The organism is Microbulbifer maximicatervae (SeqCode) (assembly GCF_052467225.1).
On record NZ_CP174303.1, the window covers coordinates 1,579,369 to 1,604,178 of the forward strand.

At 50.9% G+C, this 24,810-nt stretch carries 25 protein-coding genes; 11 read left to right on the plus strand and 14 right to left on the minus strand.

Features of this window, described 5'->3' with window-relative positions; genetic code table 11:
* Positions 1-91: 91 nt before the first annotated feature.
* Positions 92-1,015: a tRNA glutamyl-Q(34) synthetase GluQRS gene (gene gluQRS, locus ACJJIZ_RS06835; RefSeq protein WP_444915633.1), complete on the minus strand. Its 924-nt coding sequence runs from the start codon at positions 1,013-1,015 to the stop codon at positions 92-94.
* A gap of 29 nt (positions 1,016-1,044) precedes the next feature.
* Positions 1,045-1,482 (minus strand): RNA polymerase-binding protein DksA, encoded by a 438-nt coding sequence (gene dksA, locus ACJJIZ_RS06840; RefSeq protein ID WP_108734345.1) that lies wholly within the window; start codon positions 1,480-1,482, stop codon positions 1,045-1,047.
* 258 nt (positions 1,483-1,740) lie between these two features.
* Here dksA and sfsA point away from each other — a divergent pair, with 258 nt between their 5' ends.
* Positions 1,741-2,442 carry a DNA/RNA nuclease SfsA gene (sfsA, locus tag ACJJIZ_RS06845; protein WP_444915634.1) on the plus strand — a complete coding sequence of 234 codons (702 nt, stop codon included), beginning with the start codon at positions 1,741-1,743 and terminating at the stop codon, positions 2,440-2,442.
* A gap of 18 nt (positions 2,443-2,460) precedes the next feature.
* On the opposite strand, the gene ACJJIZ_RS06850 is transcribed toward sfsA, so the two are convergent.
* The 6 genes from ACJJIZ_RS06850 to ACJJIZ_RS06875 all read right to left on the minus strand — a co-directional run bounded on the left by ACJJIZ_RS06850 (position 2,461) and on the right by ACJJIZ_RS06875 (position 6,544).
* A complete protein-coding gene (locus tag ACJJIZ_RS06850) occupies positions 2,461-2,805 on the minus strand; it encodes a Rieske (2Fe-2S) protein (protein WP_444915635.1) in 345 nt (114 codons plus the stop codon).
* A gap of 48 nt (positions 2,806-2,853) precedes the next feature.
* A complete protein-coding gene (locus ACJJIZ_RS06855) occupies positions 2,854-3,909 on the minus strand; it encodes a S1C family serine protease (protein WP_282931426.1) in 1,056 nt (351 codons plus the stop codon).
* Positions 3,910-4,194: 285 nt separating this feature from the next.
* Entirely contained in the window at positions 4,195-4,725 is a 531-nt protein-coding gene (locus tag ACJJIZ_RS06860; protein ID WP_444915636.1) for a hypothetical protein, read from the minus strand.
* Between the two features lie 7 nt (positions 4,726-4,732).
* Positions 4,733-5,092 (minus strand): hypothetical protein, encoded by a 360-nt coding sequence (locus ACJJIZ_RS06865; protein ID WP_444915637.1) that lies wholly within the window; start codon positions 5,090-5,092, stop codon positions 4,733-4,735.
* A 108-nt stretch (positions 5,093-5,200) separates the two neighbouring features.
* Positions 5,201-6,085 carry a protease HtpX gene (htpX, locus tag ACJJIZ_RS06870; RefSeq protein ID WP_282931439.1) on the minus strand — a complete coding sequence of 295 codons (885 nt, stop codon included), beginning with the start codon at positions 6,083-6,085 and terminating at the stop codon, positions 5,201-5,203.
* A 174-nt stretch (positions 6,086-6,259) separates the two neighbouring features.
* On the minus strand, positions 6,260-6,544 hold the full coding sequence (locus ACJJIZ_RS06875; protein ID WP_108735343.1) for a TfoX/Sxy family protein: 285 nt from the start codon (positions 6,542-6,544) through the stop codon (positions 6,260-6,262).
* Between the two features lie 246 nt (positions 6,545-6,790).
* On the opposite strand from ACJJIZ_RS06875, the gene ACJJIZ_RS06880 reads away from it, so the two are divergent.
* The 3 genes from ACJJIZ_RS06880 to ACJJIZ_RS06890 all read left to right on the plus strand — a co-directional run bounded on the left by ACJJIZ_RS06880 (position 6,791) and on the right by ACJJIZ_RS06890 (position 8,965).
* Positions 6,791-7,510 carry a M15 family metallopeptidase gene (locus tag ACJJIZ_RS06880; RefSeq protein WP_444907393.1) on the plus strand — a complete coding sequence of 240 codons (720 nt, stop codon included), beginning with the start codon at positions 6,791-6,793 and terminating at the stop codon, positions 7,508-7,510.
* Between the two features lie 156 nt (positions 7,511-7,666).
* Positions 7,667-8,473 carry a serine O-acetyltransferase gene (cysE, locus tag ACJJIZ_RS06885; RefSeq protein WP_282931441.1) on the plus strand — a complete coding sequence of 269 codons (807 nt, stop codon included), beginning with the start codon at positions 7,667-7,669 and terminating at the stop codon, positions 8,471-8,473.
* Between the two features lie 18 nt (positions 8,474-8,491).
* Positions 8,492-8,965, plus strand: a complete 474-nt coding sequence (locus ACJJIZ_RS06890; protein WP_444915638.1) for a hypothetical protein — start codon at positions 8,492-8,494, stop codon at positions 8,963-8,965.
* An 83-nt stretch (positions 8,966-9,048) separates the two neighbouring features.
* Here the strand turns inward: ACJJIZ_RS06890 and ppa are convergent, their stop codons facing one another.
* Positions 9,049-9,585 carry an inorganic diphosphatase gene (gene ppa, locus ACJJIZ_RS06895; protein ID WP_444915639.1) on the minus strand — a complete coding sequence of 179 codons (537 nt, stop codon included), beginning with the start codon at positions 9,583-9,585 and terminating at the stop codon, positions 9,049-9,051.
* A 162-nt stretch (positions 9,586-9,747) separates the two neighbouring features.
* Between ppa and ACJJIZ_RS06900 the strand changes: the two genes are divergently transcribed.
* The 5 genes from ACJJIZ_RS06900 to ACJJIZ_RS06920 all read left to right on the plus strand — a co-directional run bounded on the left by ACJJIZ_RS06900 (position 9,748) and on the right by ACJJIZ_RS06920 (position 15,561).
* Entirely contained in the window at positions 9,748-11,121 is a 1,374-nt protein-coding gene (locus tag ACJJIZ_RS06900; RefSeq protein ID WP_444907395.1) for a glutamine synthetase family protein, read from the plus strand.
* A gap of 18 nt (positions 11,122-11,139) precedes the next feature.
* Positions 11,140-12,546 (plus strand): aldehyde dehydrogenase family protein, encoded by a 1,407-nt coding sequence (locus ACJJIZ_RS06905; protein ID WP_444915640.1) that lies wholly within the window; start codon positions 11,140-11,142, stop codon positions 12,544-12,546.
* Between the two features lie 105 nt (positions 12,547-12,651).
* Complete coding sequence (locus ACJJIZ_RS06910) at positions 12,652-13,836, plus strand: iron-containing alcohol dehydrogenase (RefSeq protein ID WP_444915641.1); 1,185 nt, start codon at positions 12,652-12,654, stop codon at positions 13,834-13,836.
* 62 nt (positions 13,837-13,898) lie between these two features.
* Positions 13,899-14,492: a peptide-methionine (S)-S-oxide reductase MsrA gene (gene msrA / locus ACJJIZ_RS06915; protein WP_444915642.1), complete on the plus strand. Its 594-nt coding sequence runs from the start codon at positions 13,899-13,901 to the stop codon at positions 14,490-14,492.
* Between the two features lie 25 nt (positions 14,493-14,517).
* A complete protein-coding gene (locus tag ACJJIZ_RS06920; protein ID WP_444915643.1) occupies positions 14,518-15,561 on the plus strand; it encodes an alpha/beta fold hydrolase in 1,044 nt (347 codons plus the stop codon).
* A gap of 178 nt (positions 15,562-15,739) precedes the next feature.
* Here the strand turns inward: ACJJIZ_RS06920 and ACJJIZ_RS06925 are convergent, their stop codons facing one another.
* From ACJJIZ_RS06925 to pdxR, 3 genes are all read right to left on the minus strand, one after another.
* Positions 15,740-16,672 carry an ADP-ribosylglycohydrolase family protein gene (locus tag ACJJIZ_RS06925; protein ID WP_444911429.1) on the minus strand — a complete coding sequence of 311 codons (933 nt, stop codon included), beginning with the start codon at positions 16,670-16,672 and terminating at the stop codon, positions 15,740-15,742.
* A gap of 200 nt (positions 16,673-16,872) precedes the next feature.
* The gene (locus ACJJIZ_RS06930; RefSeq protein ID WP_444911428.1) at positions 16,873-17,682 is read right to left on the minus strand and encodes a right-handed parallel beta-helix repeat-containing protein; all 810 of its coding nucleotides are present in this window, start codon (positions 17,680-17,682) and stop codon (positions 16,873-16,875) included.
* Positions 17,683-17,942: 260 nt separating this feature from the next.
* Positions 17,943-19,397, minus strand: a complete 1,455-nt coding sequence (gene pdxR / locus ACJJIZ_RS06935) for a MocR-like pyridoxine biosynthesis transcription factor PdxR (RefSeq protein ID WP_444915644.1) — start codon at positions 19,395-19,397, stop codon at positions 17,943-17,945.
* Between the two features lie 103 nt (positions 19,398-19,500).
* Here pdxR and ACJJIZ_RS06940 point away from each other — a divergent pair, with 103 nt between their 5' ends.
* Positions 19,501-20,100: a pyridoxamine 5'-phosphate oxidase family protein gene (locus tag ACJJIZ_RS06940; protein WP_444915645.1), complete on the plus strand. Its 600-nt coding sequence runs from the start codon at positions 19,501-19,503 to the stop codon at positions 20,098-20,100.
* Between the two features lie 28 nt (positions 20,101-20,128).
* Here ACJJIZ_RS06940 and ACJJIZ_RS06945 read toward each other — a convergent pair whose 3' ends face one another.
* Complete coding sequence (locus tag ACJJIZ_RS06945) at positions 20,129-21,103, minus strand: S41 family peptidase (protein WP_444911425.1); 975 nt, start codon at positions 21,101-21,103, stop codon at positions 20,129-20,131.
* Between the two features lie 2 nt (positions 21,104-21,105).
* Positions 21,106-21,576: a MarR family winged helix-turn-helix transcriptional regulator gene (locus tag ACJJIZ_RS06950; RefSeq protein ID WP_444911424.1), complete on the minus strand. Its 471-nt coding sequence runs from the start codon at positions 21,574-21,576 to the stop codon at positions 21,106-21,108.
* 264 nt (positions 21,577-21,840) lie between these two features.
* Here ACJJIZ_RS06950 and ACJJIZ_RS06955 point away from each other — a divergent pair, with 264 nt between their 5' ends.
* On the plus strand, positions 21,841-24,693 hold the full coding sequence (locus ACJJIZ_RS06955) for an ExeM/NucH family extracellular endonuclease (RefSeq protein ID WP_444915646.1): 2,853 nt from the start codon (positions 21,841-21,843) through the stop codon (positions 24,691-24,693).
* Positions 24,694-24,810: the final 117 nt, after the last annotated feature.

Here is a 24,810-nt window from a genome sequence, read left to right on the forward strand (position 1 = left end):
GTGAGAAGTCATCCCTGTGTAATCGTCAACGCGGGTTATCAGCCGGACCCCTAAGGGCGGCTGGCGCGGAAATGGTAAGTGCAGCTTGGAATCAGTGCAATTGGCGGTTGCGCATATCTACCTGGTGGCGGCGCCAGCGTGCGGTAGCCCACTTGAGAATATGCTCGGGGGATTCTGTTAGGGCAGTGTTTGGCAGTTTGAAGCCGAGGAACTGTAAAGCCTTACACAGGTTACCGGAAGCCATGTTGTCGTCGATAGCCGGCGCGTGATTTTGTTTGCTGAGTTTTTGCCTGTAGTCAGGGCCCATCACCAGCGGCAGATGGCCGAACTGGGGGGGAGTAGCGCCGAGGATTTTAAACAGGCGCTGTTGTGCACCGGTGGTATCCAATAGATCTGAGCCGCGCACCACCTGGTTGATTTGTTGGTCGATATCGTCGACAACGACTGCCAGTTGGTAGGCATAGAGGCCGTCGCGGCGCTTGAGAATGGTGTCTTCGCGGATGAGCTGCCGTTGCTCTCCGTGCCAAATATCCACAAAGCTTTCCTCGCCGCCTGCGCATTGCAATCGCAGCGCTGAGGGTTCGCTCACATCGTATTTAAGGCGACAGAAGTCGTTCGCATGTCCACCATTTTTCTTAATCTGGCTGCGTGAGCAGTCGCAGGGGTAAATCAGTTGCCGTTGGCGCAGTGTGGACAAGGTTTCCTCGTAGAGTGCGTAGCGCTTGCTCTGCCATTCGACGGGGCCGTGCCAGTGCAGTCCGTGGGCTTCCAGGGATTTCAGAATGCGGGTTGCCGCGCCGGGCTCTTCCCGGGGAGGGTCGAGGTCTTCCATGCGCAGGAGCCAGTGTCCGCCATGGGCGAGGGCGTCAAGGTAGCTGCCGACGGCGCACACCAGTGAGCCGAAGTGGAGCGGTCCACTCGGGGAGGGTGCGAAGCGACCAATATAGGGAGTTGTGCTGTTCAAAATGAATAGGGGCGATACATTGATCGCCCCCTCCGAGCAGGGCGATCGCAAGCGAACGCCGTGCCGCTATCGGTTGTGGATCAGCCGGAGATCTGCCGTTCCTTGATTTCCGCGAGGGTTTTGCAGTCCACGCACAGAGTGGCGGTTGGACGGGCCTCCAGGCGGCGAATGCCGATATCAACACCACAGGCTTCGCAGAAACCGTAGTCATCCTGGTCGATAAGCTCCAGGGTGGCATCGATCTTCTTGATCAGCTTGCGCTCGCGATCGCGGGTGCGCAATTCCAGGCTAAATTCTTCTTCCTGGCTGGCGCGGTCTGCGGGATCGGGGAAGTTTGCGGCCTCGTCTTTCATGTGGGAAACGGTGCGGTCCACTTCCGCCATCAGCTCGGCCTTCCAGGCCAACAGCAAGTTGCGGAAATGCTCCTGCTGCTTCTCATTCATGTACTCTTCGCCCTGCGTCTCCTTGTAGGGCTCAAAGCCGTGCAGAGATTCGGTGCTCGCAGCAGTTTTGGGCATAGTCGTTGCCTCTCTTTCTATACGGGCCCCCCTTTATGGGGGCGATACCACCAAATTCAATCTAGCCTAGACCGGAATCTTTCTAAGTGATGCTTTTTTCACCTATCAAATTCGCTGCGGTGTCAGGCTAATCCTGTTCTCGGTACCGATACCCCTGGCGACCGAGAGCGAGGAAGCTATCAAATCTGCGCGATTCGCGCCACAAATAGTTGTCTGCTATTTTGTGGCGCCTGAAATTACAGCCAAGTGGTCCAGCCCGTGAAATTTACCCCCCCGTTGCAAAAGGCAACACTTTTGCGCCGATACAAGCGCTTTCTCGCCGATGTGGAATCTGCCAGTGGTGACGTGTTTACCATCCACTGCCCAAATACGGGGTCTATGAAGAATTGTTGGGTGGAGGGGGGAGACTGCTGGTACTCCGATTCTGGCAACCCCAAGCGCAAGTATCGCCACACTCTGGAAATCTGTACGACCCCGGATGGAGCCCTGGCGGGGGTGAACACAGGCCGCGCCAATGCTCTGGTTGAAGAGGCCATTCTGTCTGGCGTAGTCAGCGAGTTACAGGGCTATGAATCCCTGCGCAGGGAAGTGCGTTACGGCGAGGAAAACAGCCGTATCGATCTGTTGTTGTCCGGCGCCGATGGGGACTGCTACGTGGAAGTGAAAAATGTGACCCTGGCAGATGGGGTGCAGGGTTACTTCCCCGATGCGGTAAGTACTCGGGGCGCCAAGCACCTGCGCGAACTGCAAAAGTTGGCTGAGAGCGGAGTGCGAGCGGTACTTTTTTACTGCGTCCAACACAGCGGTATCGAGATGGTGCAGGCGGCGCGGGAAATTGACTCTGCTTATGCTGATGCCCTGGATTCCGCTGTCGATGCTGGTGTGCAAGTGCTTGCATACCGCGCGAAGCTCGATGCTGAAGGCGTCGAGCTGGCGGAGGCCCTGCCTTTTCTCCTGTGAGGGAAAGGCAGGGGGCTGTCAGTCGGCCAGTAATGCGTAGAGACCATCCTGTGCATATTCCACGGGTACTGGGGTCAGGGCATCACCAGTACAGGGCCCGGCGATACACTCCCCGGATTCAATCAGGAATAGCGCGCCGTGGGAGGCGCACTGAATAAGTGCGCCATCGGGATCGAGGAACTGGTCTTCCTGCCAGTCCAGATTGATGCCCCGGTGAGGGCAGGTATTTTTGTAGGCGTAGACCTCGCCATCTTTCATCACAGCAAACACATTGTCAGTGCCGGCGGCAGTGTCTCCGAGGGAGAACCCTTTAGATTGACCTTCGCTTATTTCGTCATAGCGACACAGGAAGTACTTCTGCATAGATTATCGGCTCCCGGCCTAATTCTTGTTCAGGGCGCAAGCGCCTGCTTATTCGGGTGCCGCGAGTCTAATGGACGTATAGCGAATTGTCCCGTCACGCAATATGCCGATAGTGATTTCGTCACCGGCACTGTGCTTTTCCAGGGCATTGAGCAGATCGTCGTAGCTGCGAATCGGCTGCTGTTCTATTTCTACAATCACATCGCCTAATTCCCAGCCTCCACCCCGGGTGCGGTGGATACCGCGCAAGCCGGCTTTCTCTGCGGGAAGCCCGGGAGCGGTACGCAATACGGCGACCCCTTCAAAGCCGTAGCGGCTACTCCACTGGTCCGGGGCGGATTCGATACCAATAATCGGGCGCACCAGGCGGCCGTGATTGATCAGTTCCGGCACAATTTTTTTGACCGTATCCACTGGAATCGCAAAGCCAATACCGACACTGGCGCCACTGGGGCTGTAAATTGCGGTGTTGACCCCGATTAAACGCGCTTGGGAATCCAGCAATGGGCCGCCGGAGTTACCTGGATTAATAGCAGCATCAGTTTGGATAACATTACGAATGGTGCGGTTGTTGGCGGCTTCAATTTCCCGCCCCAGGGCGCTGACCACCCCGGTGGTGAGAGTGGTGTCCAGGCCGAACGGGTTGCCGATAGCCAGTACTTTGCGGCCTACCGCGAGATTGCTGGAGGTGCCCACAACCAGCGGTTTTAGCAACTCCCTGGGAGCGTTAATTTTCAGAACTGCCAGATCTTTTTCCGGCGCAGATCCCACCAGTTCGGCCGGCCACTCGCTGCGATCCTGCAAAGTAATAGTGATTTGCCGCGCACCCTCAATAACGTGAAAATTGGTGACAATATGGCCCTGAGTGTCCCAGATAAATCCGCTGCCGGCGCCTTTGGGCACTGAGTGGAGGCGCAGGGTCCTGCGATCCCGCACCAGGGTTTCATTGGTGACATAGACCACTGACGGACTGGCAAAATTGAACACCTGCATGGTGTTGCGCTCGTCGTCGGTGGCAAAGGTTTCCGCCTGCGCAGATATTGCCGGGGTAAGCAGTAAAAAGACTGAGATTAAGCTGGCGCGTAGAGTTTTAAGTAGAGTCATTAATACAATCCTCCCTTTGAACTACCGGATTGGAAGAGACGTCTGTAACTGTCGTCTTCCTTTTTGTTTGTTGCTGTTTTGAAAGTGTATCTTGTTTGCAATCGTTATGCGGTGTTGGCTGTTTATTGGGGGCTGCTGGCGAGATTTAAAGTTGGGGGCTATGGATCGGAACTCACTTTAGCTGAGCGTCGCCGACTGCTGCTGGAGCAATGAAATTTCTGCGGTGGGATTAATGGTGACATCTGCGCTAGTTTTGTCGAACAGTACAAAACCTGTTACGGCCTGTCAGGTTGACTCGCAACGGGCCTGGTGATTAAAAAACAGTACCAGGTTCCGGACCGTTGTTACCTTGCCAAAATAGGGATTGCTTTGATAGTCCTCAAGGGTTCGCCCGGTTCTTTGTGCGATCTCTTCAAATAAGTCCAGATAGAGATCATCTTCATCCAGTTTTAGGGTATTAAAGAAATCATCTGATGTTTGAATTGGGACCAGTTGTTTGGTGGGAAGTGTCGCTTGTAGTTGCTCATACACCGCTCTAATAATCCATGTATCTACAATTTTGCAATCAAACTCCCGGGCAAATTCACAAATGGATAAACCTTTGCGGTTGTCACGTAGATGTTGGAAATGCCTATCAATTTTGGGTTGTTCGAGATAGCCCCAAATTATGGCCAATAATACTAAGCCAACTAAAGCTAAAAGGTATATTGGATGGTAAATAAGGAGAGCTAACACTGCTGTTAGAAAAGCAAATAGTGTAAATTTACTTGCCCTTTTAGGCTTGTATTTAGGCATAAATCTTGATGCTTTTCTCATGTTTTTATTATTGCTCCAATGTTGGTAGTTTTAGCTTTTGTTCCAGTTGAACAAAGGTTTTTTCTGTGTAGGGGCCAAAAACAAACTTGGAAGAATCTGCAAATTTGTGGTCTTTAAGTCGATCTATGTAATAGTAAACGCAGGCACCCTCAGGGCAAGCGTAGACTGAGACGAACATCTCGTTTGCACTGATATGATGTGGCTTATCGATACGGCGGATGTAGGCATCGTCACCCAAATTAAAACCAAGGGCTTTTTCGCCATCTATCCAATAAATCTCGTAAGGGCCGTCACTCCATGAAGGAGAACACCCAATTAAAAATATTGCGACGAGTAGTGGGATGTACTTCAGGACACTTCTTTGCATAAATGCTTTTACTTTGCATCTGTCCACATAGAAAATAACTACGTTTTAGTGGCAGCTCTGTGAGAAATTGAAACTACAGCTCTGATCACTTATCTATCCAATTAGGCACTAATTACGGAAGTTTTGCAGGGCGAGAATACGATCATCCAGTGGTGGGTGCGTGGCCATAAGCGCTCCCATGCTACCGAATATACCGAAGGCTTTCATATTGCCGGGTAGGGGTTCCTCGTGGCCGCGATCGGACTCCACCTTGAGCCGTTGCAGCGCGGCAATCATGGATTGGGGGCTGGCCAGTGTGGCGCCGGCATGGTCGGCCCGATATTCACGGCGGCGACTGAACCAGGCGACAATCATCATGGCGAAGAAGCCGAATATGATGTCCATAACAATGGATGTGACAAAATAGCCGATGCCCAATCCCTCTTCGTTGCGCAAGATAACCCGGTCTACGAAGAACCCAACCAAGCGGGCAAGGAACATCACAAAGGTATTTACCACGCCCTGGATCAGTGCCAGCGTCACCATATCGCCATTGGCCACGTGACCAATTTCATGGCCAATAACGGCGCGGGCTTCCTCTCGGCTGAAGCGCTGCAACAGACCGGCACTGACAGAGACCAGGGCGCTGTTGCGATTCCAGCCGGTGGCGAAGGCATTCGCCTGGGGCATTGGAAATATCCCCACATCTGGCATACCGATGCCCGCCTTGCGGGAGAGTTCCCGTACGGTTTCTACCAGCCACTGTTCATCGGCGCTGCGGGGCTGCTCGATAATTTGTGTGCGGGTACTGACCCGTGCGATGGTCTTCGATAAGAGCAGGGAAATAAAAGATCCGCCAAAACCAAAAATCGCGCACATCAGCAACAAGGCGCCGAGGTTGAGATCGACACCGTTTGCCTGAAGAATTCCCCCAATTCCAAAAATATTGAAAATAATGCCAACCAATACAAGGACAGCAAGGTTGGTCAGCAGGAATAGCCCAATGCGCAACATCGGATCTCTCCTTTGAGTGAGTGTCTTTACGGAATTATTCCGCGGCTCCACCGGTAAGTTTAGATAGGGTTGGCGCAACTTGCCTTACTGTAGATCGGCACAGCTTGGCCTGCTGTGCCGAGTCCGTCGAGTGCGCGTGTCTGCGACTCTTTCCGTGGTGCTTGAGGGGAATTACTAGTCAGAGTTTTGGGTGGCAAGGAGGCGGTCGACCTCGCTGGTGAGGTGTTGTTTCAGCTCCGGCTCCAGGTCGTTCCAGTGCACATCCATCAGCGCGCCCTGAAGAGCGTAGAGCATTACTTTGGAGGCGTTAATCCCCCGATTGCGAATGCTGATAAAGGCCTCGACAGGCCCAACCCTGCGCAGGTCATCGTGGGAGCGAATGCCAATAGAGTGGAGAATATTGACCGAGGCCAGGCCCAGGTTTTTTAGTTTTAATAGTTCTGATTGACTCGGGTGCATTCGGTTTTCCCTACCAGTTTGAGCGTCCGTTGTCGCAGCCAACCCCTCGACTGCGGCTTTGAACTTAACATAAATTAACAGGTGGCTAACAAACATTACCGCCAGATTATTGTGCGGCGCGCCTGCTTTTGGTGCCCCTGCTTTGGTGCCATAGTTAAGGGCGATTGTCTGCGCTCTGTTAAAGTAGGCATAGCCTGTTGAATAATTTAGCCTGCCCTTTGGAGTTCGCCTAATAATGAGATGCAAATGTTATCGACACCGCTGAAGCGTATGTTATTTGGACTCGGCGATGAGCATGTCATTGTCGACCCAGCTTCTGACCAGCTTTTACATCCCGAAGCACTGATCGCCTTCCAGCGCTTGAGTCGGGATGCCCGTGAAGAGGGGTTTGCCCCTAAAATCGTTTCCGGTTTTCGCGCCTTTGATCGACAACTGTTGATTTGGAATGCCAAAGCGCAGGGTCACCGCCCGGTTCTCGATAGTCACGGTACTCCCCTGGATATTGAACAGTTAAGCGAGCGGGAGCTGATCTTCGCTATCCTGCGCTGGTCCGCATTGCCGGGAGCATCCCGTCACCACTGGGGTACCGATTTCGATATTATCGATGCGGCGGCAGTCCCCGCTGACTATGCAGTCCAGCTCACCCCCCAGGAGGTGGCGGACGACGGAGTTTTTGGCGCCTTCCACCGCTGGCTGGATAACCAAATCAGCACGGGTAATAGTTATGGGCTGTTCCGGCCCTATGCAGAGGATCGCGGCGGAGTCGCACCGGAACGCTGGCACCTGAGCTATGCCCCCAGGGCCCGAGAGCTTCAGGAACTTCTCAGCGTGGAGCGCCTGTCCGAGTTGCTGCAGGAGTCAGAACTATCCCTGGGCACTGCGGTTTGCGAGCACCTTCAGGACATCTATACGCGCTATATCTGGGTTCCGGATCACTGCTACCCCCCATTTAATGGGCAACTATAGCGGCCTGTTGAGATAGGTTGGTTACAGTTCATTACCACCTCAATGGGGGGTGGCAAGAAAGCTACTTTGCGATGGAGGCTTCCTCTTGAAAGGGGCTAGTGATCCTGCCAAGCTGCGCCGCAGTGAATGCCCTGGGGAATATAAGGGAGATGAATTATGGGTGAGGAAGCGGCCGTTCAAGGGCAGCGGGATATCTGGCAGGCGATGCGGGCTGAAGCCTCAGAGGCGGCTGCTGGCGAACCTATCCTGGCAAGTTATTTCCACAATACCATTTTGCGCCACAAGTCTCTGGGTGATGCTATGGCGGATCACCTGGCTTCGGTGTTGGAGCACAATGCCCTCACGGCAACCGCACTTCAGGAAGTGATTGCCACGGCTCTGGCTAATGATCCGAGTATTTCCCACTGTATGAGCGAGGATATTTGCGCTTGGTATGACCGGGACCCGGCTTGCGACCAGTACCTGACGCCTTTCCTGTATTTTAAGGGTTTTCACGCCCTGCAATCCCACCGGATAGCGCACTGGTTGTGGAATCAAGGCCGCCATACCTTGGCGCTCTATTTCCAGAGCCAGGTATCGGAACAGTTCTCGGTGGATATCCACCCAGCAGCGCGATTTGGCTGCGGGATTATGATCGATCACGCCACTGGATTAGTGGTGGGGGAGACCTGTGTGGTTGAGGACAATGTCTCGATTCTCCACTCGGTGACATTGGGCGGCAGTGGCAGCGGCAGCGGCGATCGCCATCCGAAAATTGGCCCCGGAGTGATGATTGGCGCCGGTGCTAAAGTACTGGGTCCGGTTAAGGTGGGAGAGGACGTCAAAATTGCCGCCGGTAGCTTGGTCTTGCACGATGTGCCCGCTCATACAACCGTCGCCGGTGTTCCCGCCCGCCAGGTAGGAGGGCGTGTTGAAGGGGCCCCGGCTTATACCATGGACCAGACTCTGGATTCGGAAGAGTAACTCAGGGAAATATTATTGATGTCGCAATCCACCTACAGCTTGGTTTTTCGCGGTGATTTGGTGGCGGGTTTTACCGCTGGTGATGTAAAAGCCAGTATGGTGCGCCTGTTTAAAAGTAATCCCCAGGCGATAGAGAAACTATTCAGTGGGCGCCCGCTGGTACTGAAAAGAGGCTTGTCTCTGCCCCAAGCACAGCAGTTTCAGGCAAACCTGGCCAAAATAGGCGCACAGGTCAGCATTAAGGATGAAAGCGGAACAGCTGTTACTGAGCAGAGCAAGCCCAAGGAGGAAGCTGCGGCCAAACCGCAGTGGACCTTGGCACCCATGGAGGGAAACCTCGTAAAGGAGCATGAACGCAAGTCGGTGGAACCGGTCAGCGTTGAGGTAGAGCATCTCAGTTTGCGTGCAGCGGAAGGCCAGCTTCTGGATGAGAGTGAGCGCAAGGGGGAGGAGCCGTCTCCTGTCCCTGTTCCCAATTGGGAAGTTAACTGACAGGGTCTCTCCTAACAGGCAATAAAAAAACCGGCACTAGGCCGGTTTTTTTATTGCTCAGAGTCTTCTGAAAGAAGTGAGGCTTAGCCTTCTTCTTTCAGGTAGCGCTCGCGGGAAGCCATAACTTCTTTGCGTGCAGCTTCGGCGTCAGCCCAGCCTTCTACTTTAACCCACTTGCCCGCTTCCAGGGCTTTGTAGTTTTCGAAGTAGTGCTCGATCTGCTTGATCAGCAGCTCGGGCAGGTCGCTGATTTCTTCAATGTGATCGTACAGCTTGGTCAGCTTGGTGTGCGGTACGGCCAGCAGTTTGGCATCAACACCGGATTCGTCGGTCATGTTCAGAACGCCAACAACACGAGAGCGGATTACAGAACCAACCATTACCGGGTAAGGCGCGACAACCAGCACGTCCAGGGGGTCACCGTCTTCAGACAGAGTCTGGGGCACATAGCCGTAGTTTGCTGGGTAGAACATGGGAGTGGCAACGAAACGATCCACAAATACTGCGTCAGAGTCCTTGTCCACTTCGTATTTGATCGGGTCGTGGTTGGCAGGGATCTCGATGATTACGTTGATATCGTTGGGCAGTTCTTTACCTGCCGGGATCTTTTCGAAGCTCATTGCTGGTCCTGAATGAATAGATAACTGAAAATCTGGAGCGCGGATTATATATGCTGAGGGGCTCGGCTGAAAGTCACGCCTGCGCCGGGTTTATGGCGTCGAAGCTCGTCTGGCGGGTCTATCCTGTAACTCGGAGATAACAACAACGGGGCAGGACCAGTCATGGTAAAGGCACGGGAGGTAAAAACCGCTCAGGAGGCCCGCGCAATTGTCGAAGAACGAGGCCTCAGTCATGTCAAAGTGGGCTTATTCGATACCGATGGTGTAATGCGTGGCAAATATATGAGCCGCGCCAAATTCCTCTCATCCCTGGAAAAGGGCTTCTCGTTTTGTGATGTGGTCCTGGGCTGGGATGTTAAGGATCAGCTCTACGACAACACTCGTTATACCGGTTGGCATACCGGATATCCAGACGCCCCGGTACGTATACTCCCCGATAGCTGCCGTGATGTGCCTTTTGAAGGCGATATGTTGTTGTTTCTCGCGGAGTTTGATGGTCGAGCCCAGGCGCTGTGCCCCCGCGCAGTTCTGCGCAGGGTGATTGAACGCTGTCGCTCATTGGGATTTGATCCCTGTGCCGCCCTGGAATACGAATTTTTCCTGTTTGACGAAACGCCCGATTCAGTGCGGAACAAGGGTTTCCGCAATTTAAAGCCTTTTACCCCCGATGTGTTTGGCTATTCCATACTGCGAAATTCCGTACACGGAGAGCTGTATCGGGAAATCCTGGAGCTGAGCGAGCGCATGGATTTCCCCTTGGAGGGATTACACACGGAAACAGGCCCGGGAGTTTTAGAGGCGGCTATTGCAGTGGATGGTGCTGAGGCTGCTGGAGACAAAGCTGCCCTGTTTAAAACCTTTATAAAAGTGCTGGCACAGCGGATGGGTTTGATGGCTACTTTTATGTCCCGCTGGTCCAGTGAGTACCCGGGGCAAAGCGGGCATATTCATTTGTCACTGCGCAATAGTGGCAGCGGTGATTCCGCCTTTCTCGATTCGAGCCAGCCTGATGGTATCAGCCAGATAATGCGTCAGTTCATAGCTGGGCAGCAGAGGCTGATGCCGCAATTCCTTGCCCTGATGGCACCGACCGTTAACAGTTATCGCCGCCTGGTACCAGGTTTTTGGGCACCGACGGGAGCCAATTGGGGGGTGGAAAACCGCACAACGGCACTGCGTGCTATCCCCGGCGGCGACACTTCCCAGCGCGTCGAATACCGCTTGGGGGCCGCCGATGCAAACCCCTATTTAGCACTGGCAGCAGCTTTGGGCTCGGGTCTTTACGGCGTTATGCAGCAGTGGCAGCCCAGTGAGCCTGTCGCCGGTAATGCTTACTCGCTGGAGTTGGAAAACGAACAAGTGCTGCCGGGCACACTGTGGGAATCCACGCAGCAATTCAAGGCGTCAGAAGCGGCACAGGAATTATTTGGCAGCGACTTTGTTGAACACTTTTCTGCCAGTCGCGAGTGGGAGGAGCGGGAATATCGCCGCCATGTGAGTGACTGGGAGTTGGAGCGGTACTTCGAAATTATTTAATTGGGAGTATCGACGCCGATGAAGACTACAAAAATCATGCACCACCTTCAGTGTATTTCTCCTATTGATAACAGTGTTTATGTAGAGCGCGCTCTAGCGGGAGAGGTGGAAATCCGTGTAGTGCTGGATAGGGCCAGTAAGGCACAAAAAGCATGGAGGCGAACTCCCCTCAATGAGCGCATCGCTATTATCGAGCGGGCTGTGGAAATATTTGCCGTTAAGAAAGAGCGTTTGGGGCGGGAGCTGTGTTGGATGATGGGGCGCCCAATCCGTTATGCAGGAGGAGAAATTAACGGGTTTATGGATCGTGCGCAGACCATGGCACAGCTTGCTACTGAAGCCCTCGCTGACATTCAGTTACCTGAGAAGCCGGGTTTTACCCGGTTTATCCGCCGTGAGCCATTAGGGGTCTCCCTGGTAATTGCCCCGTGGAATTACCCTTACCTGACGGCGGTTAATGCAGTGGTGCCGGCATTGCTATCGGGTAATGCAGTTATTTTAAAACACTCGGCACAGACGCCGCTGTGTGCTGAGCGAATGGTGGAGATTTTTCGCGAGGCGGGATTGCCCTACGGTGTTTTTCAGTTTCTTCATTTAAATCATGCTTATACCCAGCGATTAGCCTGTGCGGGGGAAATCCAGCATGCTGCCTTCACCGGCTCGGTTGGCGCTGGCGCGAATCTAGAACGCACAGTTGCCGGTCGATTTATTCAAGTGGGACTTGAACTGGGGGGGAAAGATCCAGCCTATGTTCGCGCCGACGCCGATATTAACCAGGCTGTGGCAGCGGTAGTCGACGGCGCCTATTTTAATTCCGGGCAGTCCTGTTGCGGTATTGAGCGGGCCTATGTGCATGAAGATATTTTTTCTGAGTTTATTTCCCAAACGGTCGACTTACTACGCGACTATCGACTGGGGCGCCCGGATCAAGTGGAGACCACTTTGGGGCCTTTGGTGCGTGCGGAAGCTGCCGATCGGGTTCGCGCGCAGGTGGATGAAGCGATAGCGGAGGGCGCGAAGGTCCACTTGGATGTGAGTGAATTCCCAATGGACAAGCGGGGCACCCAATATATGGCACCGCAACTGTTAACCCGGGTGCGACACCATATGCGAGTGATGCGCGAGGAGACTTTTGGGCCGGTGCTGGGGGTGCAGAAAGTGCATGATGATGGCGAAGCTCTAGAATTTATGAATAACAGCCCATTTGGTCTTACTGCGGCTATTTTTACCCGCGATGAAGATGTAGCAATGGAGATGGGAGGGTATTTAGAGGCCGGCACTGTTTTTTTAAATCGTTGTGATTACCTGGATCCGGAATTGGCCTGGACGGGTGTTAAGCAATCTGGTCGTGGATGTACGCTTTCTAAAATTGGATTTGAGAATTTAACCCGCCCCAAGTCATTTCATTTTAAACATGATGGTTAGCGGGAACGGTTGCCGGATGCAGAAAGTGAAATTGTCTGCCTGTTTTCCGAAAGGTCACAGCCTATTTTGAATATGCAAAAGTGACAGAACGTCAGAGAGGAAATTGTGGATAAATACCATGTCAATTGGAATTATCCCACGACCGTTTGGGTTGGCCCCGGTCGCATTACTGAATTGGCTGAAGCTTGCCTGGAGCTGAATATTCACAAGCCTCTATTAGTTACTGATCCTACAGTCGCCGCATTGCCACTGGTCGATAGTGCGATTAACCCATGCCAACAGGTGGGTCTGGAAGTTAGCGTTTTTTCCAAAATCAAAGGTAATCCCAATGAGATAAATATCGCCGATGGGGTAGCCAAGCTGCGTGAGCAGAAGTGCGATGGGGTCATTGCCTTGGGCGGGGGCTCGGCCCTGGATGCGGGCAAAGCCATTGCCCTTATGGCGGGACAGCAGCACAGTATTTGGGATTTTGAGGATATTGGCGATAACTACAGGCGTGTGGACCCAGAGGGTATTTTACCGCTGATTGCCATTCCCACGACGGCTGGCACAGGTTCTGAAGTTGGCCGGGTTGCGGTAATTACCGATGAGAAAGCACAGGTTAAGAGGCTGATTTTCCATCCGCGCATGATGCCGGACATCGTTATTCTCGATGCTCAATTGACAATGGGGTTGCCGCCAGACCTCACCGCAGCGACGGGAATGGATGCGCTGTCACACAATCTCGAGTCTTTTTACTCCCCTCAATACCATCCTATGGCCGAGGGAATCGCCCTGGAGGGGATGCGCCTGATCAAGGAGTATTTGCCTCGAGCTTATGCTATAGGCGCAGAACTCGAGGCGCGTCAGCAAATGTTGGTAGCTTCCTGTATGGGGGCTACAGCTTTCCAGCGGGGCTTGGGCGCTATCCACGCCCTGGCACATCCATTGGGGGCCCTGTATGACAAGCACCATGGTTTGTTAAATGCGATATTGATGCCCTACGTTCTGATCGCCAACCGTCCAGCCATCCAGGTGCCTATGGGGCATCTGGCACTTTATCTACAACTGGCCGGTAATGAGATGTTTGATAGCGGATTTGATGCGGTACTCAACTGGTTGCTCGGATTGCGCAAACAGCTGGGGATTCCCCACAGCCTGTCGGAGATTGGAATTGATGACACTGATGCCGACAGAGTTGGGAAAATGGCATCGGTGGAGCCTTCCGCTAGTACTAACCCGATGCGTTTTAACGGGATAGAGTATCGGGATATTTTCTTGCGCGCCTGTGAAGGTACCGTCACCCTGTAATAAATTCCTGCGAATAGACGACAGAAGAGAATGTGTTCCATCGACAATCGGTAAAGGACTGAATGATGCGCAGTATTATTGCTCTCTTGTTCCTCTCATTGGCCAGTATTTCCCTGGCTCAGGATTCATCGAATATTCGCACGGCTATTTTTGCAGGAGGGTGTTTCTGGTGCATGGAGCCGCCATTTGACAAGGTCGATGGCGTCCTGGAAACCACCTCAGGATACAGCGGTGGCCATGTCAAAAACCCGACCTATGAACAGGTATCTTCCGGTGGTACGGGGCATGCGGAAGTTGTTCAGGTAAAGTACGATGCGAATAAAGTCAGCTATTCCGACTTACTGAATATTTTTTGGCACAATGTTGACCCTTTTGATTCCGGTGGTCAATTTTGCGATCGCGGTGACCAGTACCGAGCCGAGATTTTTTACGGCAATCAAGAAGAAAAGGTGTTAGCAGGGGAGAGCAAGAAAAAGGTAGAAGCGGAGTTGGGTAAAAAGGTGGTGACACAAATAAAACCCGCTGCAACCTTTTATCCCGCAGAGGCCTACCATCAGGACTATTACCAACGTAATCCCCTGCGTTACAAGTATTATCGCTACCGCTGTGGGCGTGATAAGCGCTTAGAGGAGGTCTGGGGGAAAGCGCCAAGTTAACGGATTGCCTCTCCGCAGGGTGAATATGGCACCGAGTCCCACTTTGTTTGACGGGGAAGTCCTGGAAATAATCAATGACTTTCCAGTGCTTTACCGTTATATCCCGGCGGTTAGTACCAATCCGCTAATGGTATTTATTCCAGGCACAGCACATCTAGCGCGTATTTTCTACGGCTATCCCGGTGGCCGCCCAGATGATTTTATAAGTCACTGGGTCAATCGAGCGGGTTTTCCCTTCCTTGCTATTTCTTACCCTATGGAAAATGCGGTTTTTTGCAGTACTCACCCGGAGTTTACAATTCAAGATTGGGGAGATCAGGCTGCAGAAATTATTGCCAAGATTTTGTCTGAATATAACCTTCCAAATTCGGTAGTGGTGTGCGGCTGGAGTATGGGAGGGAAAATCGCTGGGGCTCTAGCGAGGGCGGCCAAAGCCTTGAATTTTTCGATTGAATGCTTTGTGGCTATGGCCGCAGAACCCGCGTTGCCGGGCTTTCTTCCCGAAGCTAATGCCAAAGCCATCGAAATGACAGTTGATGGGATGGCCAGTCGAAAGGGCATATATCCTGCCTTTTTGGCCGCGCTTGATGAGCAAAATGCCTTAAACCAACACACAATTATCCCCAAAGATATCTATCGGGAGGCGTTCCTTGGAGCAATTCCCATCGCACTTATTGGCACTGGGTTAATGTATGATGGGCAAGGGTTTAAGGAAGATCTTTCCAGGGCATTGAAAACGGCAAACACCTTTGACTTCTTGGACTATCCAATTCCCGTTGTTATTCAGAGTGATTCAATGGGGGATTTGGAAAACGTGCTGTGTAATATTGATGATTGGGCATTTATTCGCAATCGAATTCTTGCCAGTAAACTTTTAGGGGGTGCATCTCCAGAGCAGATTCCAAGGGAAAGGTGGGAGCTAGTACAGCTTATTATCCGCTCGTCTTCCGCTTATTTTTCACAGACCGTTACAGGTAACCATTTCTTCTTTGTTGGCGCTATTGGGGCGCGCACTACTGTTGATAGTATCGAAAAGCTTTTGGCCAGGGTGAGAAGTATCCAGTCCTAATAAAGCACTTTTTAATAGCCACATGGTGCTCTGGTTAAGCTGTCAGAGATTTTTAAATTAACATTTTGGTTATTTTACGATCCGCTCTACTTGTTTAAGGCTTACTACTGGGGTGGAAGAAAAGAATCACCATAGGGTCCAAGCGCGGTGTATTCTTCCCTTCTCCCTTTTTAGTAGGCTATGCAGGTTGTAAGGCTTGTTCATGCTGATATTGGGTGAAATAGAGTTTCTCAGAAAGCTCGGTAATAAAATCGATGTTTTCGACCTTGTCGGCCATGCTTTCCATTCGGTCTTCTCCATTTAATGCCCCCCAGATGCTAGCAGCCATGGCACCCAAGGTATCTGTGTCACCACCTAGAGAAAAAATATTAGCTAATACAGACGTTAAAGGAGAGTTTCGATACTTAAGTCCAAAGTAAATGGCGGTGATACAGGACTCTGGCGCGGTAATGCCATTACCCAGCCATTGCTTGATTTGCTGCGGATGTGGGATCTTCTGGTTAAACAGTAGAGTCGCACACTTTTCCAGTTTGCAGCGATATATTTCGGACTTACAGCTTACTTCCAGTTTGTTCAAAATCTCTCTGTTTGAGCGATCTTGCAGGGATTCACAGATGGCGATAGCGATCAAGTATGCTCCCTCGACAGCAACTGGATGGGCGTGGGTGATTTCAGACACCGATTGTACATATTGCTTGAGGCGGTAGTCATTTTGGGGATGGCAGAGGGCAATAATAGGTGCCCTCATGGCGGCCCCATTGCCGATAGAACCGTGCTTAAATTTTTTTCGGTTTAAATCTTGCCAGCGTTTACCATCCCTGACGCCTTTGAGTAGTTTCGCTGCACTGGGACCATACCCTCTGCTCCAGCGATAACTTTGGGCAAATTTTTTGGCTATGTGGTCCTGATCAAGGTAATTATGTTCAAGAAAGGAGGTCGCAATATCAATAGACATCTGCGTGTCATCGGTGTAACGCTTTCTACCCTGTTCGGTTTTCCCGATAATTTTCCAGAGTTGTCTTTCTAGAATGCCGCCTTCGTACGGGGCGCCAAAGGAATCGCCGATGGCTATTCCTTTAAAGCAACCTCTGTATTTACTGAGCTTTATCATTTTTTGATTTCTATACCTTACTCTCAGGGGAAGTCGCTACTAGCTATAAGGACCACTATTAATTGCTGTTATAAGTAACAATTTTATTCTAGAAAACATCTATTGGTAGTTGATGGCCCGCGAGGGGAAGGGTTTTGTTTTAGGTGAGAGCGAGCCGATATTTAAAACTAATCGGCTCGCCACTAAAGTCGCTATATCATTTAATTAATACAGGCATCGTTAGCACTTCCAAAAGTATTTCTAATCCATACATTGCCAGTGCAAGCAGGGTGGTTGTGGTCAGCAAGATCTGCGCCAGCATTATTTTCTGCGGTATTGCCAATGATCAAGTATCCGACTTGCCCCAGTCCCAACATCATAATGCCGTTAACGCCGTTATTATCTGATAGATTGTTGGCAACAATGCCGCCATCCCCACTATCAATTACAATCCCACTCGACATATTGAGAATCGTCTCATTGAATCTGATGAGAGTATTGTCACCAACGATCTTTATTCCTTGGAGACCGTTACTTGATGCAACAGAGTATCTCACACGATTACCGTCACCCATAACGCGTATGCCCATACCCCCATTGCCGCTAGCATCGGAGGCTTCAACAGTATTGCCTGAACTCCAAAGGGCGATTCCTGCAATAGAGTTTGATGAAGCAGTGATATCAAAGATTTGATGGCTGCCATCGCCTTCGGCAGATACGCCATTGTTACAGTTTGTGATAGTGCTTCCACCAACAGTATCCTCAAGGACTCTATCGCTGTCTTTCAATTGAATGCCAATTCCGCTGCCATCGCAGCTGAGGTGGTAACCCGCCATATCGAGTGATCCGCCAGCATCTATCACGAGTGCAGGATGGCTTGCGCAGCCAAGAATATCGCCGGTAAGTGATTCTGCGGTTGTAATGGTATCTCCACAGCTGACAGCTGATGCGACGGCGGAGAGCGATAGTGCTGCAATACCGGATACAGCGAGCAATGATGCTTTTATAGAATTCATATTTCTATTTTTCATATCAAATTTCCCTAATTATCTGAGTAATTAAAAAAGAGAGTGAACACCCAAAGCCATGGAGATTGTGACCTAGGTTTGGGAAAGAACCATAGGAAATTTTTCCTAATTTATTGGGTTTTATTTGATATTTTGGTGATAATAGATTGTTTTTATTCTATTAAAATATTTACTTTTTTATTTTAGGTGGAGGTGCTTAATGCTGGTGCGAAAAATGAAGAAGCCGGCATTATAAAAATAAGCGTTGTTTGGGTGTGCAATGGCTACTTTTTAAGATTTTTTGCGAGAATCTTTACGCAATCTGCCCTCTGTTCGAAAGTTGTATTGGCAAACCCGAGCACCAACCCTGAATCTTCAGTTTTATTGGAATAGAAGAGCGATAGTGGTGTGCTGCCAAATCCGTATTCGCGTAGTTTTTTTGAAAGGGTGATGTCGTCGTGTCCCGGCGTGGATATAACCAAGTGCATACCGGCACTACTGGCAATTAGTCCGGCTGGAGGTGGTATTTCTTCTCGAATAAGCTGACAGAAATGTTCCCATTTCTTCATATAGCTAGAACGCATTTTGCGAAGATGTCGCACAAAATGCCCCTCATCGAGAAAGTCTGCCACGACAGCTTGTGTGACTAAGGGGGAGTGGCCAGATAACATTTCTTTTGCTTGGGTAAATGCCGCTACTGTAGATTTAGGCACCACTAAATAGCCCAATCGTAGGCTGGGTAGTAAGGTCTTACTAAAGCTCCCCATGTAGAACACAGGTGTATTTTCTCCCATGCCCTGGAGTGCCGCGACGGGTTTATGTTGGAATGAAAACTCACTGTCGTAATCATCTTCAATTATCCAGCAGCTCGCCTGTGTCGCCCAATCCAGCAGTTTGATCCGTTCACATGCGGGCATAACACCACCCATTGGGTACTGATGTGTTGGCGTAGTAAAAAGTAACTTGGCTTGGGTTGCACTATTGACCAGCTTATCAACATCCAAGTGCTTATCTTTCAGGTTCGCTGGTACGAGCTTTGCTCCAACAGATTGGAAAGCTACTCGAGCACGGCGATATCCCGGGTTTTCTATATAAACCTTGTCTCCCTGGTTAATCGCGACCAGTGCACATAGATTCAGGGCCTCCTGAGCTCCATTGGTAATAATAATTTGTTCAGCCTTACAGCGAACTCCCCGGGAGTTGCGCAAGTATTCCGTAAGTGCCATACGCAAAGGTAAATAACCTTGGCTTTGCCCGTAACCTGTGAGAGCTAACCTGGATTGGTGGCGGCGGTATAATTTGTTCCAAATAGTGAATGGAAATGCGCTTAGATCCGGTAGGCCGGGGGTGAAGGGGAGAGATTGATCTTCACTTTTCTCACCCCAAGATAATGTCTGTGCAAAATCACCATAGTGAGAAAGTGATGGCAGGTACCTATTCCTCTGTGCTTGCCAACCTTGCCTATGTGTTTTCTTTGTGTAGGCCGGCAATTCGGGAGATACAAATACGCCTTTCCCAGGATGGCTGGTAAGGAAGCCCTCCGCTTTCAGCTGGTCCAGAACTAATGTCACTGTATTGCGGCTGATAGAGAGGAATTCTGCCAACCGGCGCGAGGAGGGGAGCTTGGTACCAGCAGCCAGCCGGCCGTTGCAGATCCAATCTACCAATTGCCGATACAATTGTTCCTGTAGCGGCTGGCCTGATTCGAGAGTTAGGTCTGTAAGTTCGGCGGCACTCAAAACTGGCACCATAAAATAATTAAAACTGGCGCTTATCAGCGTACCAGTAAGATCCTACATTGGCGATATCTATTTCATACCAGAGTGAATTAAAGGAGGTTTTATGAATTTACATTCGCCAATCTCTGATGAATTGCCAACCTCAGCGAAGAGTCGTGTACGTCGTGCTCCCAAGCGTGCCAGTTATCGGCGAGAGGATGTTTATAAGCTTGTCGACGAGCTAAAACTGGGCCATGTCGGATTTATTGAAGACGGTGAAGTCATCATTATTCCTTTAACCGTTTGGCGCCTGGGGGAGTTTTTGTATTTTCACCTGGCTAACAAGAGTCGGCTACAAAAACTATTGGAGGCAGGAGAGCAGGTCTGTATTTCATTTGCCCGTTATGATGAGTGGGTACTGGCCAAGTCAGCCTTTCATCACAGTGCTAATTATCGCTCTGCGGTATTGTTTTGCCGAGGTGAGAGGGTCAAAGAGCAGCGGGAATTTGATGCGGTTTTTAAAGCGATTATTGATGATATAGAGCCGGAGCGCTGGGATCAGGTGCGCCTCCCCAGCCTACAGGAGCGCAAGGGAACAGCTTTGATGCGCCTGACTATAGAGGAGGGGGCTTTCAAAAGCCGAACTGGCGCGCCATCCGATAATAAAGAGGATTTGGCTCTGCCTGTGTGGAGCGGGGTCAAGCCTGTGTGCCCGTTTCGCTAGTGCTCAATTTAGCAAAGTAAAGGGAGCCTTATAGGGCCTCTGCCACTACTTTTAATGCGATTTGAATGATCTCCTGCTGGCCGGCTTCAATATCGGGGATAACACCCTGTCCTTCCCAATTGGGGCGGCTGCCGGCAATCGTAGAAACCGGGCGTTTATCTGGGATACCGATTTCAAAGCCATAGGGGAGGGATTTGGGGGACTCCATCATATGTGCCCCACCGGCGCTGGCATTACCGACAATCGTGGCTCGGCCCAGCTGTTGTAGTGCGAAGGCGGTACTCTCAGATGCAGAGAAGGATCTCCCATCAATCAGAATGACCATTGGTCTGTCACTCCCATAGGTGGGCCAGGGTTGAGGTGAAATACGTTTCGGTATTTCTCTCCCCTTGCGGCTTTCAATAACAAAGGGAAAGGGAGAATGGGGGTCAATAAATGACTGCAGAACAGCATTGGCGGTTTCTTCGTCTCCGCCGCCATTACTGCGTAAATCGAGTATTAGGCCCTCGCTGTGGCGAAGCAGGGTGAAAGCCGCAGCGAGGGTTTGGTGGGCATTTTTATAGGTGTGGAAAGAAGAGAGAGAAAGGTAGCCAATGTTACCGGGAAGAATCTCAATTTTCTTAACGCCGTAGTTATTGCTGGGCGCTTCAGCCTGCCACTGTTCAATCCAATTGTGGGCTTCTTTTTGGTTATCTATATGCTCTATATAGAAATGCTTATCACCGGAAAGGGTGCGAATTTCTTTGGTAAGTGCGCTGGCTAATTGTTGGTAGTCACTACAAAGATGATTAAAGTGTTTGGATTCTGCCAGGCTATTGAGTTGAGCGGATAGCGCCTGTCCTTTTTCCTCCAATATATAGTGCTTCTGAATAGCTACTGCAGCAGCTTTAATAACCGGGCCTGTCTCAAACTGGCAGGAACTCATTGCGCCGGAACTTGCCGCGAGAGACATGGAAAAAAAACTGATTAATACCGCTAAACTCATCTTGAGTTGGCGTTTCATATTTATGTAGCCTCTATTGATAGATTTTCTTGTATCCGCTCTAAATAAGGACGTTTCTCTAAAGCTTGAATTGCTTGATTGAGCAGCTCTGATAGTTCTGTCGGTAATTCGCTATTGAGGGACTGCTCAGCTTCCAGAGTTGCTATCCACTGCTGTTTTAACTTGGGTATCAACGCACTGCCTTTGCGGGTCAAGCGTATTTTGCGCTGGCGAGCATCCTCTCCAGAAGAGGTCTGTACCAGCCCTTGCTTAATCATGTCTTTTACAGTTTGACTCACTGCGGGCTGGGAAATGTGGGTGCTCGCTACCACCTCACTAATGGTGATATCTCTCTTGTGGATAAGTGCACGCATTATCGGGGTGTAGCGGGGTTTGTAATTCTCCAGGCCACAGGCCCTATAGCTCTCTGCTACATCGCCATCCAGTAATTCCAGAATGTGACGAAGCTGAGTCCCCAGTTGGCTGTATTTCATAAAAGCTGTTCCATAAGCACTTATATAAGTGATTATATAACTTTTGGCGAACTTTTCAAGCTTCTTTGCCGCTATTCATCACCCCGTACAAATTCTTTGGCGCTTTTTTTGCATTGTGTGGCGAGTTTGGCGGGTTCTGTGTGAAATGGATTTTTGAACAAAGAGCTGAAATTTAAATTTCATATTTCATTCATCGAACTTTAGGAATTAACCGCCAATCTTTGCGCCGCGTGATCTGTGTCAGGTACGAGTGAAGAGAACATTATGAAAGAGATTGGCTTGGCTGCCCTTGCAGCCCTGGGGTTACCATTTTTGGCTGAAGAGGTCCAAGCCAGCGACCTCATTATTTCTGAATATATCGAGGGCAGTAGCAACAATAAGGCCCTTGAAATTTACAATGGCACGGGTGCAGCGGTTGACCTCAGTAGCTACAGCATTGAACTTTACTTCAATGGCTCCTCTGCGGCGGCTTCAATCATCGCCCTAAGTGGCAGCTTGGCAGACGGCGATGTTTACGTATTCGCCCACGCCAGTGCTGACTCCTCAATCCTGTCAGTAGCCGATAAGATTTATACCAGCGGCCTGTTTAATGGGGATGATGCGGTTGCCCTGAGTGGCCCCAATGGATATGTGGATGTTATCGGCCAGATCGGTGTTGATCCCGGTAGCCAATGGGGCGATAGCAGTCTGGGTACCCAGAACCAAACCTTAACTCGCAACTGGAGTGTGAGTGAAGGTCGTGTTGATGGCAGCACGGATTTTGACCCTGCTGCGCAGTGGTCCAGCTTGGGCCAGGACGACTTTTCCAACCTCGGTTGGCACAGCGAAGACGGCACTGGTGGCGGAGATGACGGCGGTGATGACGATGTTGTTCTCGGCGATTGCGGAGATACTTCTACGTTAATCAGCCAGGTTCAGGGTGATGAGTTTGAAAGCGCTCTGGAGAATGAGCGCCACGAAATTGAAGCCGTTGTTGTTGGTGATTTCCAAGATACCAGCACCGGCCTTTCCGGCTTCTTCCTGCAAGAGGAAGACAGTGATCAGGATGGCCAGATCAATACCTCTGAGGGACTGTTTGTACACGACAAAGGCTTCGGTGTAGATGTGCAAGTCGGGGATTTGGTTCGTGTCGGTGGTGTGGTTACTGAATACTATGACTTTACCGAGTTAGATGAGGTAGATGGCGTTACGGTTTGCGGTAGCGGCTACAGTGTGACTGCCGAGGAAGTCTCCCTGCCGTTTAGTTCTGCTGAAGAGCAGGAGCAATACGAGGGGATGTTGGTTGAGTTCCCGCAAGCCCTGATGGTGAATGACCACTATAACCTGGGGCGCTATGGTGAAGTCACCCTGGCCAATGGCCGTCTCTATATTCCCACCCACAACAATGAGCCTGGGGTTGCAGCCGTAGCACAGGAAAGTGCAAACGATCTTAATAGGATTGTGTTGGACGATGGTTCCAGTGTGCAGAACCCGGAAGCGGTGCCATACCCGGTCTCTGGCCTCAGTGCCAGTAATACCTTACGCAATGGTGATACGGTAGAGGGATTGCGCGGTGTAATGGGGTATAGCTACAGCGCCTACCGAGTACATCCCGTGGAGGCGCCAGAATTTGTTGCTGCCAACCTGCGTGAAAGCGCTCCACAATTACCGGGTAAGGGCAGTTTAAAGATCGCCAGCTTTAATGTTCTGAATTATTTTAATGGCGATGGTTATGGCGGCGGTTTCCCTACTTCCCGTGGGGCTGATACTGAAGAAGAATTCCTGCGCCAGAGAAATAAAATTATCTCCGCTATTTTAGACCTGGATGCCGATGTAGTTGGCTTAATGGAAATTGAGAACGATGGCTACGGTTCAGAAAGTGCTATTCAGGATTTAATTAATGGCCTTAACACGGCTACTGGCAGTGAAAACTATCAATTTATTAATCCAGACCTGACTCAACTGGGCACCGATGAAATTTCTGTGGGGCTGATTTATCGCAGCGATCGGGTAATGCCTGTAGGCGCTGCTGCGACAACTGATAGCTATCCCTTTGATGACGGTAACCGCCAACCACTGCTACAAGCTTTTGCCGAACTATCAAGTGGTGAAGAGCTGGCCGTGGTGGTCAATCACTTCAAATCAAAGGGAAGTTGTCCTGACGATGGCAGTTTGAACGATGATCTGGGTGATGGACAGGGCTGCTGGAACTCGCTGCGCACCGAAGCCGCAGATGCCCTGGTTTCATGGATTGACTCTGACCCGACAGGTAGCGGCACCGATCGTGTTCTGGTGCTCGGTGACCTCAATAGCTACGCCCGTGAAAACCCAATTAGCACTCTAAAGGACGCTGGCTACGCTGATTTGTTGGAGGTTTTCGGTGAAGGAGAAGCCTACTCCTATGTCTACAGCGGTGAGTCCGGTTACTTGGATCACGCCCTCGCCAGTGAATCACTGGCTCCTTTGGTAACAGGTGCGGCCGATTGGCATATCAATGCCGACGAGCCTCGGGTGCTGGATTACAACATCGAGAATAAAACTGATGAGCAGGTGGAGAGTTTCTACTCGGCTGATGCATTCCGCGCTTCAGATCACGATCCGCTTGTGGTTGAGCTGGATCTGGGGGCGGATAACCAGGAGCCGGTTGCTGGATTTGAGTGGGGTGTGGAAGGCTTCGAAGTGAACTACTTCGACAGCAGCGTCGATACCGATGGCACTATCGTTAGCTGGGCCTGGGATTTTGGTGATGGCACTACCAGTACTGAGCAAAACCCCCATCATAGCTACGATGCAGCAGGCACTTATTCTGTAATCCTCCAGGTTGAGGACGATCGGGGAGCGGTCTCCACCGTTGAGCAGCTTGTACCAGTTGAGGACATTGTTGATATTCGAGCTGATTTTAAAGTCCACAGCTTCCTGCGCTGGGTGTGGGTTGAAGAGCGCAGTAGTTACGATGGCGACGGCAACCTGATCTATGAGTGGGGCTTTGGCGATGGCACCAGCCGCTCCGGCCCCATGGCACTGCACCGCTATGCCACCGGTGGGAGTTATGAAATTACCCTGACTGTGAAAGATGATCTGGGTAATGAAGATAAAGCCTACCGTGAAATTGAGATTCGCAAGCCGTTTTGGCACTGAGATGGATATCAACAACAATAAATAATTAACTCCACATATTGAACGGTCGGATATTAAGGCAAGAGATATTCGGCCGTTTTCTTTCCTCCCCGCGTTAATTACGTATTTTTCATCTTT

Bases quoted from the DNA above. Each gene is read 5' to 3' on its own strand.
- dksA (WP_108734345.1), bottom strand. From the start codon at position 1,482: ATGCCCAAAACTGCTGCGAGCACCGAATCTCTGCACGGCTTTGAGCCC.
- ACJJIZ_RS06850 (WP_444915635.1), bottom strand. From the start codon at position 2,805: ATGCAGAAGTACTTCCTGTGTCGCTATGACGAAATAAGCGAAGGTCAA.
- ACJJIZ_RS06855 (WP_282931426.1), bottom strand. From the start codon at position 3,909: ATGACTCTACTTAAAACTCTACGCGCCAGCTTAATCTCAGTCTTTTTA.
- ACJJIZ_RS06860 (WP_444915636.1), bottom strand. From the start codon at position 4,725: ATGAGAAAAGCATCAAGATTTATGCCTAAATACAAGCCTAAAAGGGCA.
- ACJJIZ_RS06865 (WP_444915637.1), bottom strand. From the start codon at position 5,092: ATGCAAAGAAGTGTCCTGAAGTACATCCCACTACTCGTCGCAATATTT.
- htpX (WP_282931439.1), bottom strand. From the start codon at position 6,085: ATGTTGCGCATTGGGCTATTCCTGCTGACCAACCTTGCTGTCCTTGTA.
- ACJJIZ_RS06875 (WP_108735343.1), bottom strand. From the start codon at position 6,544: ATGCACCCGAGTCAATCAGAACTATTAAAACTAAAAAACCTGGGCCTG.
- ACJJIZ_RS06880 (WP_444907393.1), top strand. From the start codon at position 6,791: ATGTTATCGACACCGCTGAAGCGTATGTTATTTGGACTCGGCGATGAG.
- cysE (WP_282931441.1), top strand. From the start codon at position 7,667: ATGGGTGAGGAAGCGGCCGTTCAAGGGCAGCGGGATATCTGGCAGGCG.
- ACJJIZ_RS06890 (WP_444915638.1), top strand. From the start codon at position 8,492: ATGTCGCAATCCACCTACAGCTTGGTTTTTCGCGGTGATTTGGTGGCG.
- ppa (WP_444915639.1), bottom strand. From the start codon at position 9,585: ATGAGCTTCGAAAAGATCCCGGCAGGTAAAGAACTGCCCAACGATATC.
- ACJJIZ_RS06900 (WP_444907395.1), top strand. From the start codon at position 9,748: ATGGTAAAGGCACGGGAGGTAAAAACCGCTCAGGAGGCCCGCGCAATT.
- ACJJIZ_RS06905 (WP_444915640.1), top strand. From the start codon at position 11,140: ATGAAGACTACAAAAATCATGCACCACCTTCAGTGTATTTCTCCTATT.
- msrA (WP_444915642.1), top strand. From the start codon at position 13,899: ATGATGCGCAGTATTATTGCTCTCTTGTTCCTCTCATTGGCCAGTATT.
- ACJJIZ_RS06920 (WP_444915643.1), top strand. From the start codon at position 14,518: ATGGCACCGAGTCCCACTTTGTTTGACGGGGAAGTCCTGGAAATAATC.
- ACJJIZ_RS06925 (WP_444911429.1), bottom strand. From the start codon at position 16,672: ATGATAAAGCTCAGTAAATACAGAGGTTGCTTTAAAGGAATAGCCATC.
- ACJJIZ_RS06930 (WP_444911428.1), bottom strand. From the start codon at position 17,682: ATGAAAAATAGAAATATGAATTCTATAAAAGCATCATTGCTCGCTGTA.
- ACJJIZ_RS06940 (WP_444915645.1), top strand. From the start codon at position 19,501: ATGAATTTACATTCGCCAATCTCTGATGAATTGCCAACCTCAGCGAAG.
- ACJJIZ_RS06945 (WP_444911425.1), bottom strand. From the start codon at position 21,103: ATGAAACGCCAACTCAAGATGAGTTTAGCGGTATTAATCAGTTTTTTT.
- ACJJIZ_RS06950 (WP_444911424.1), bottom strand. From the start codon at position 21,576: ATGAAATACAGCCAACTGGGGACTCAGCTTCGTCACATTCTGGAATTA.
- ACJJIZ_RS06955 (WP_444915646.1), top strand. From the start codon at position 21,841: ATGAAAGAGATTGGCTTGGCTGCCCTTGCAGCCCTGGGGTTACCATTT.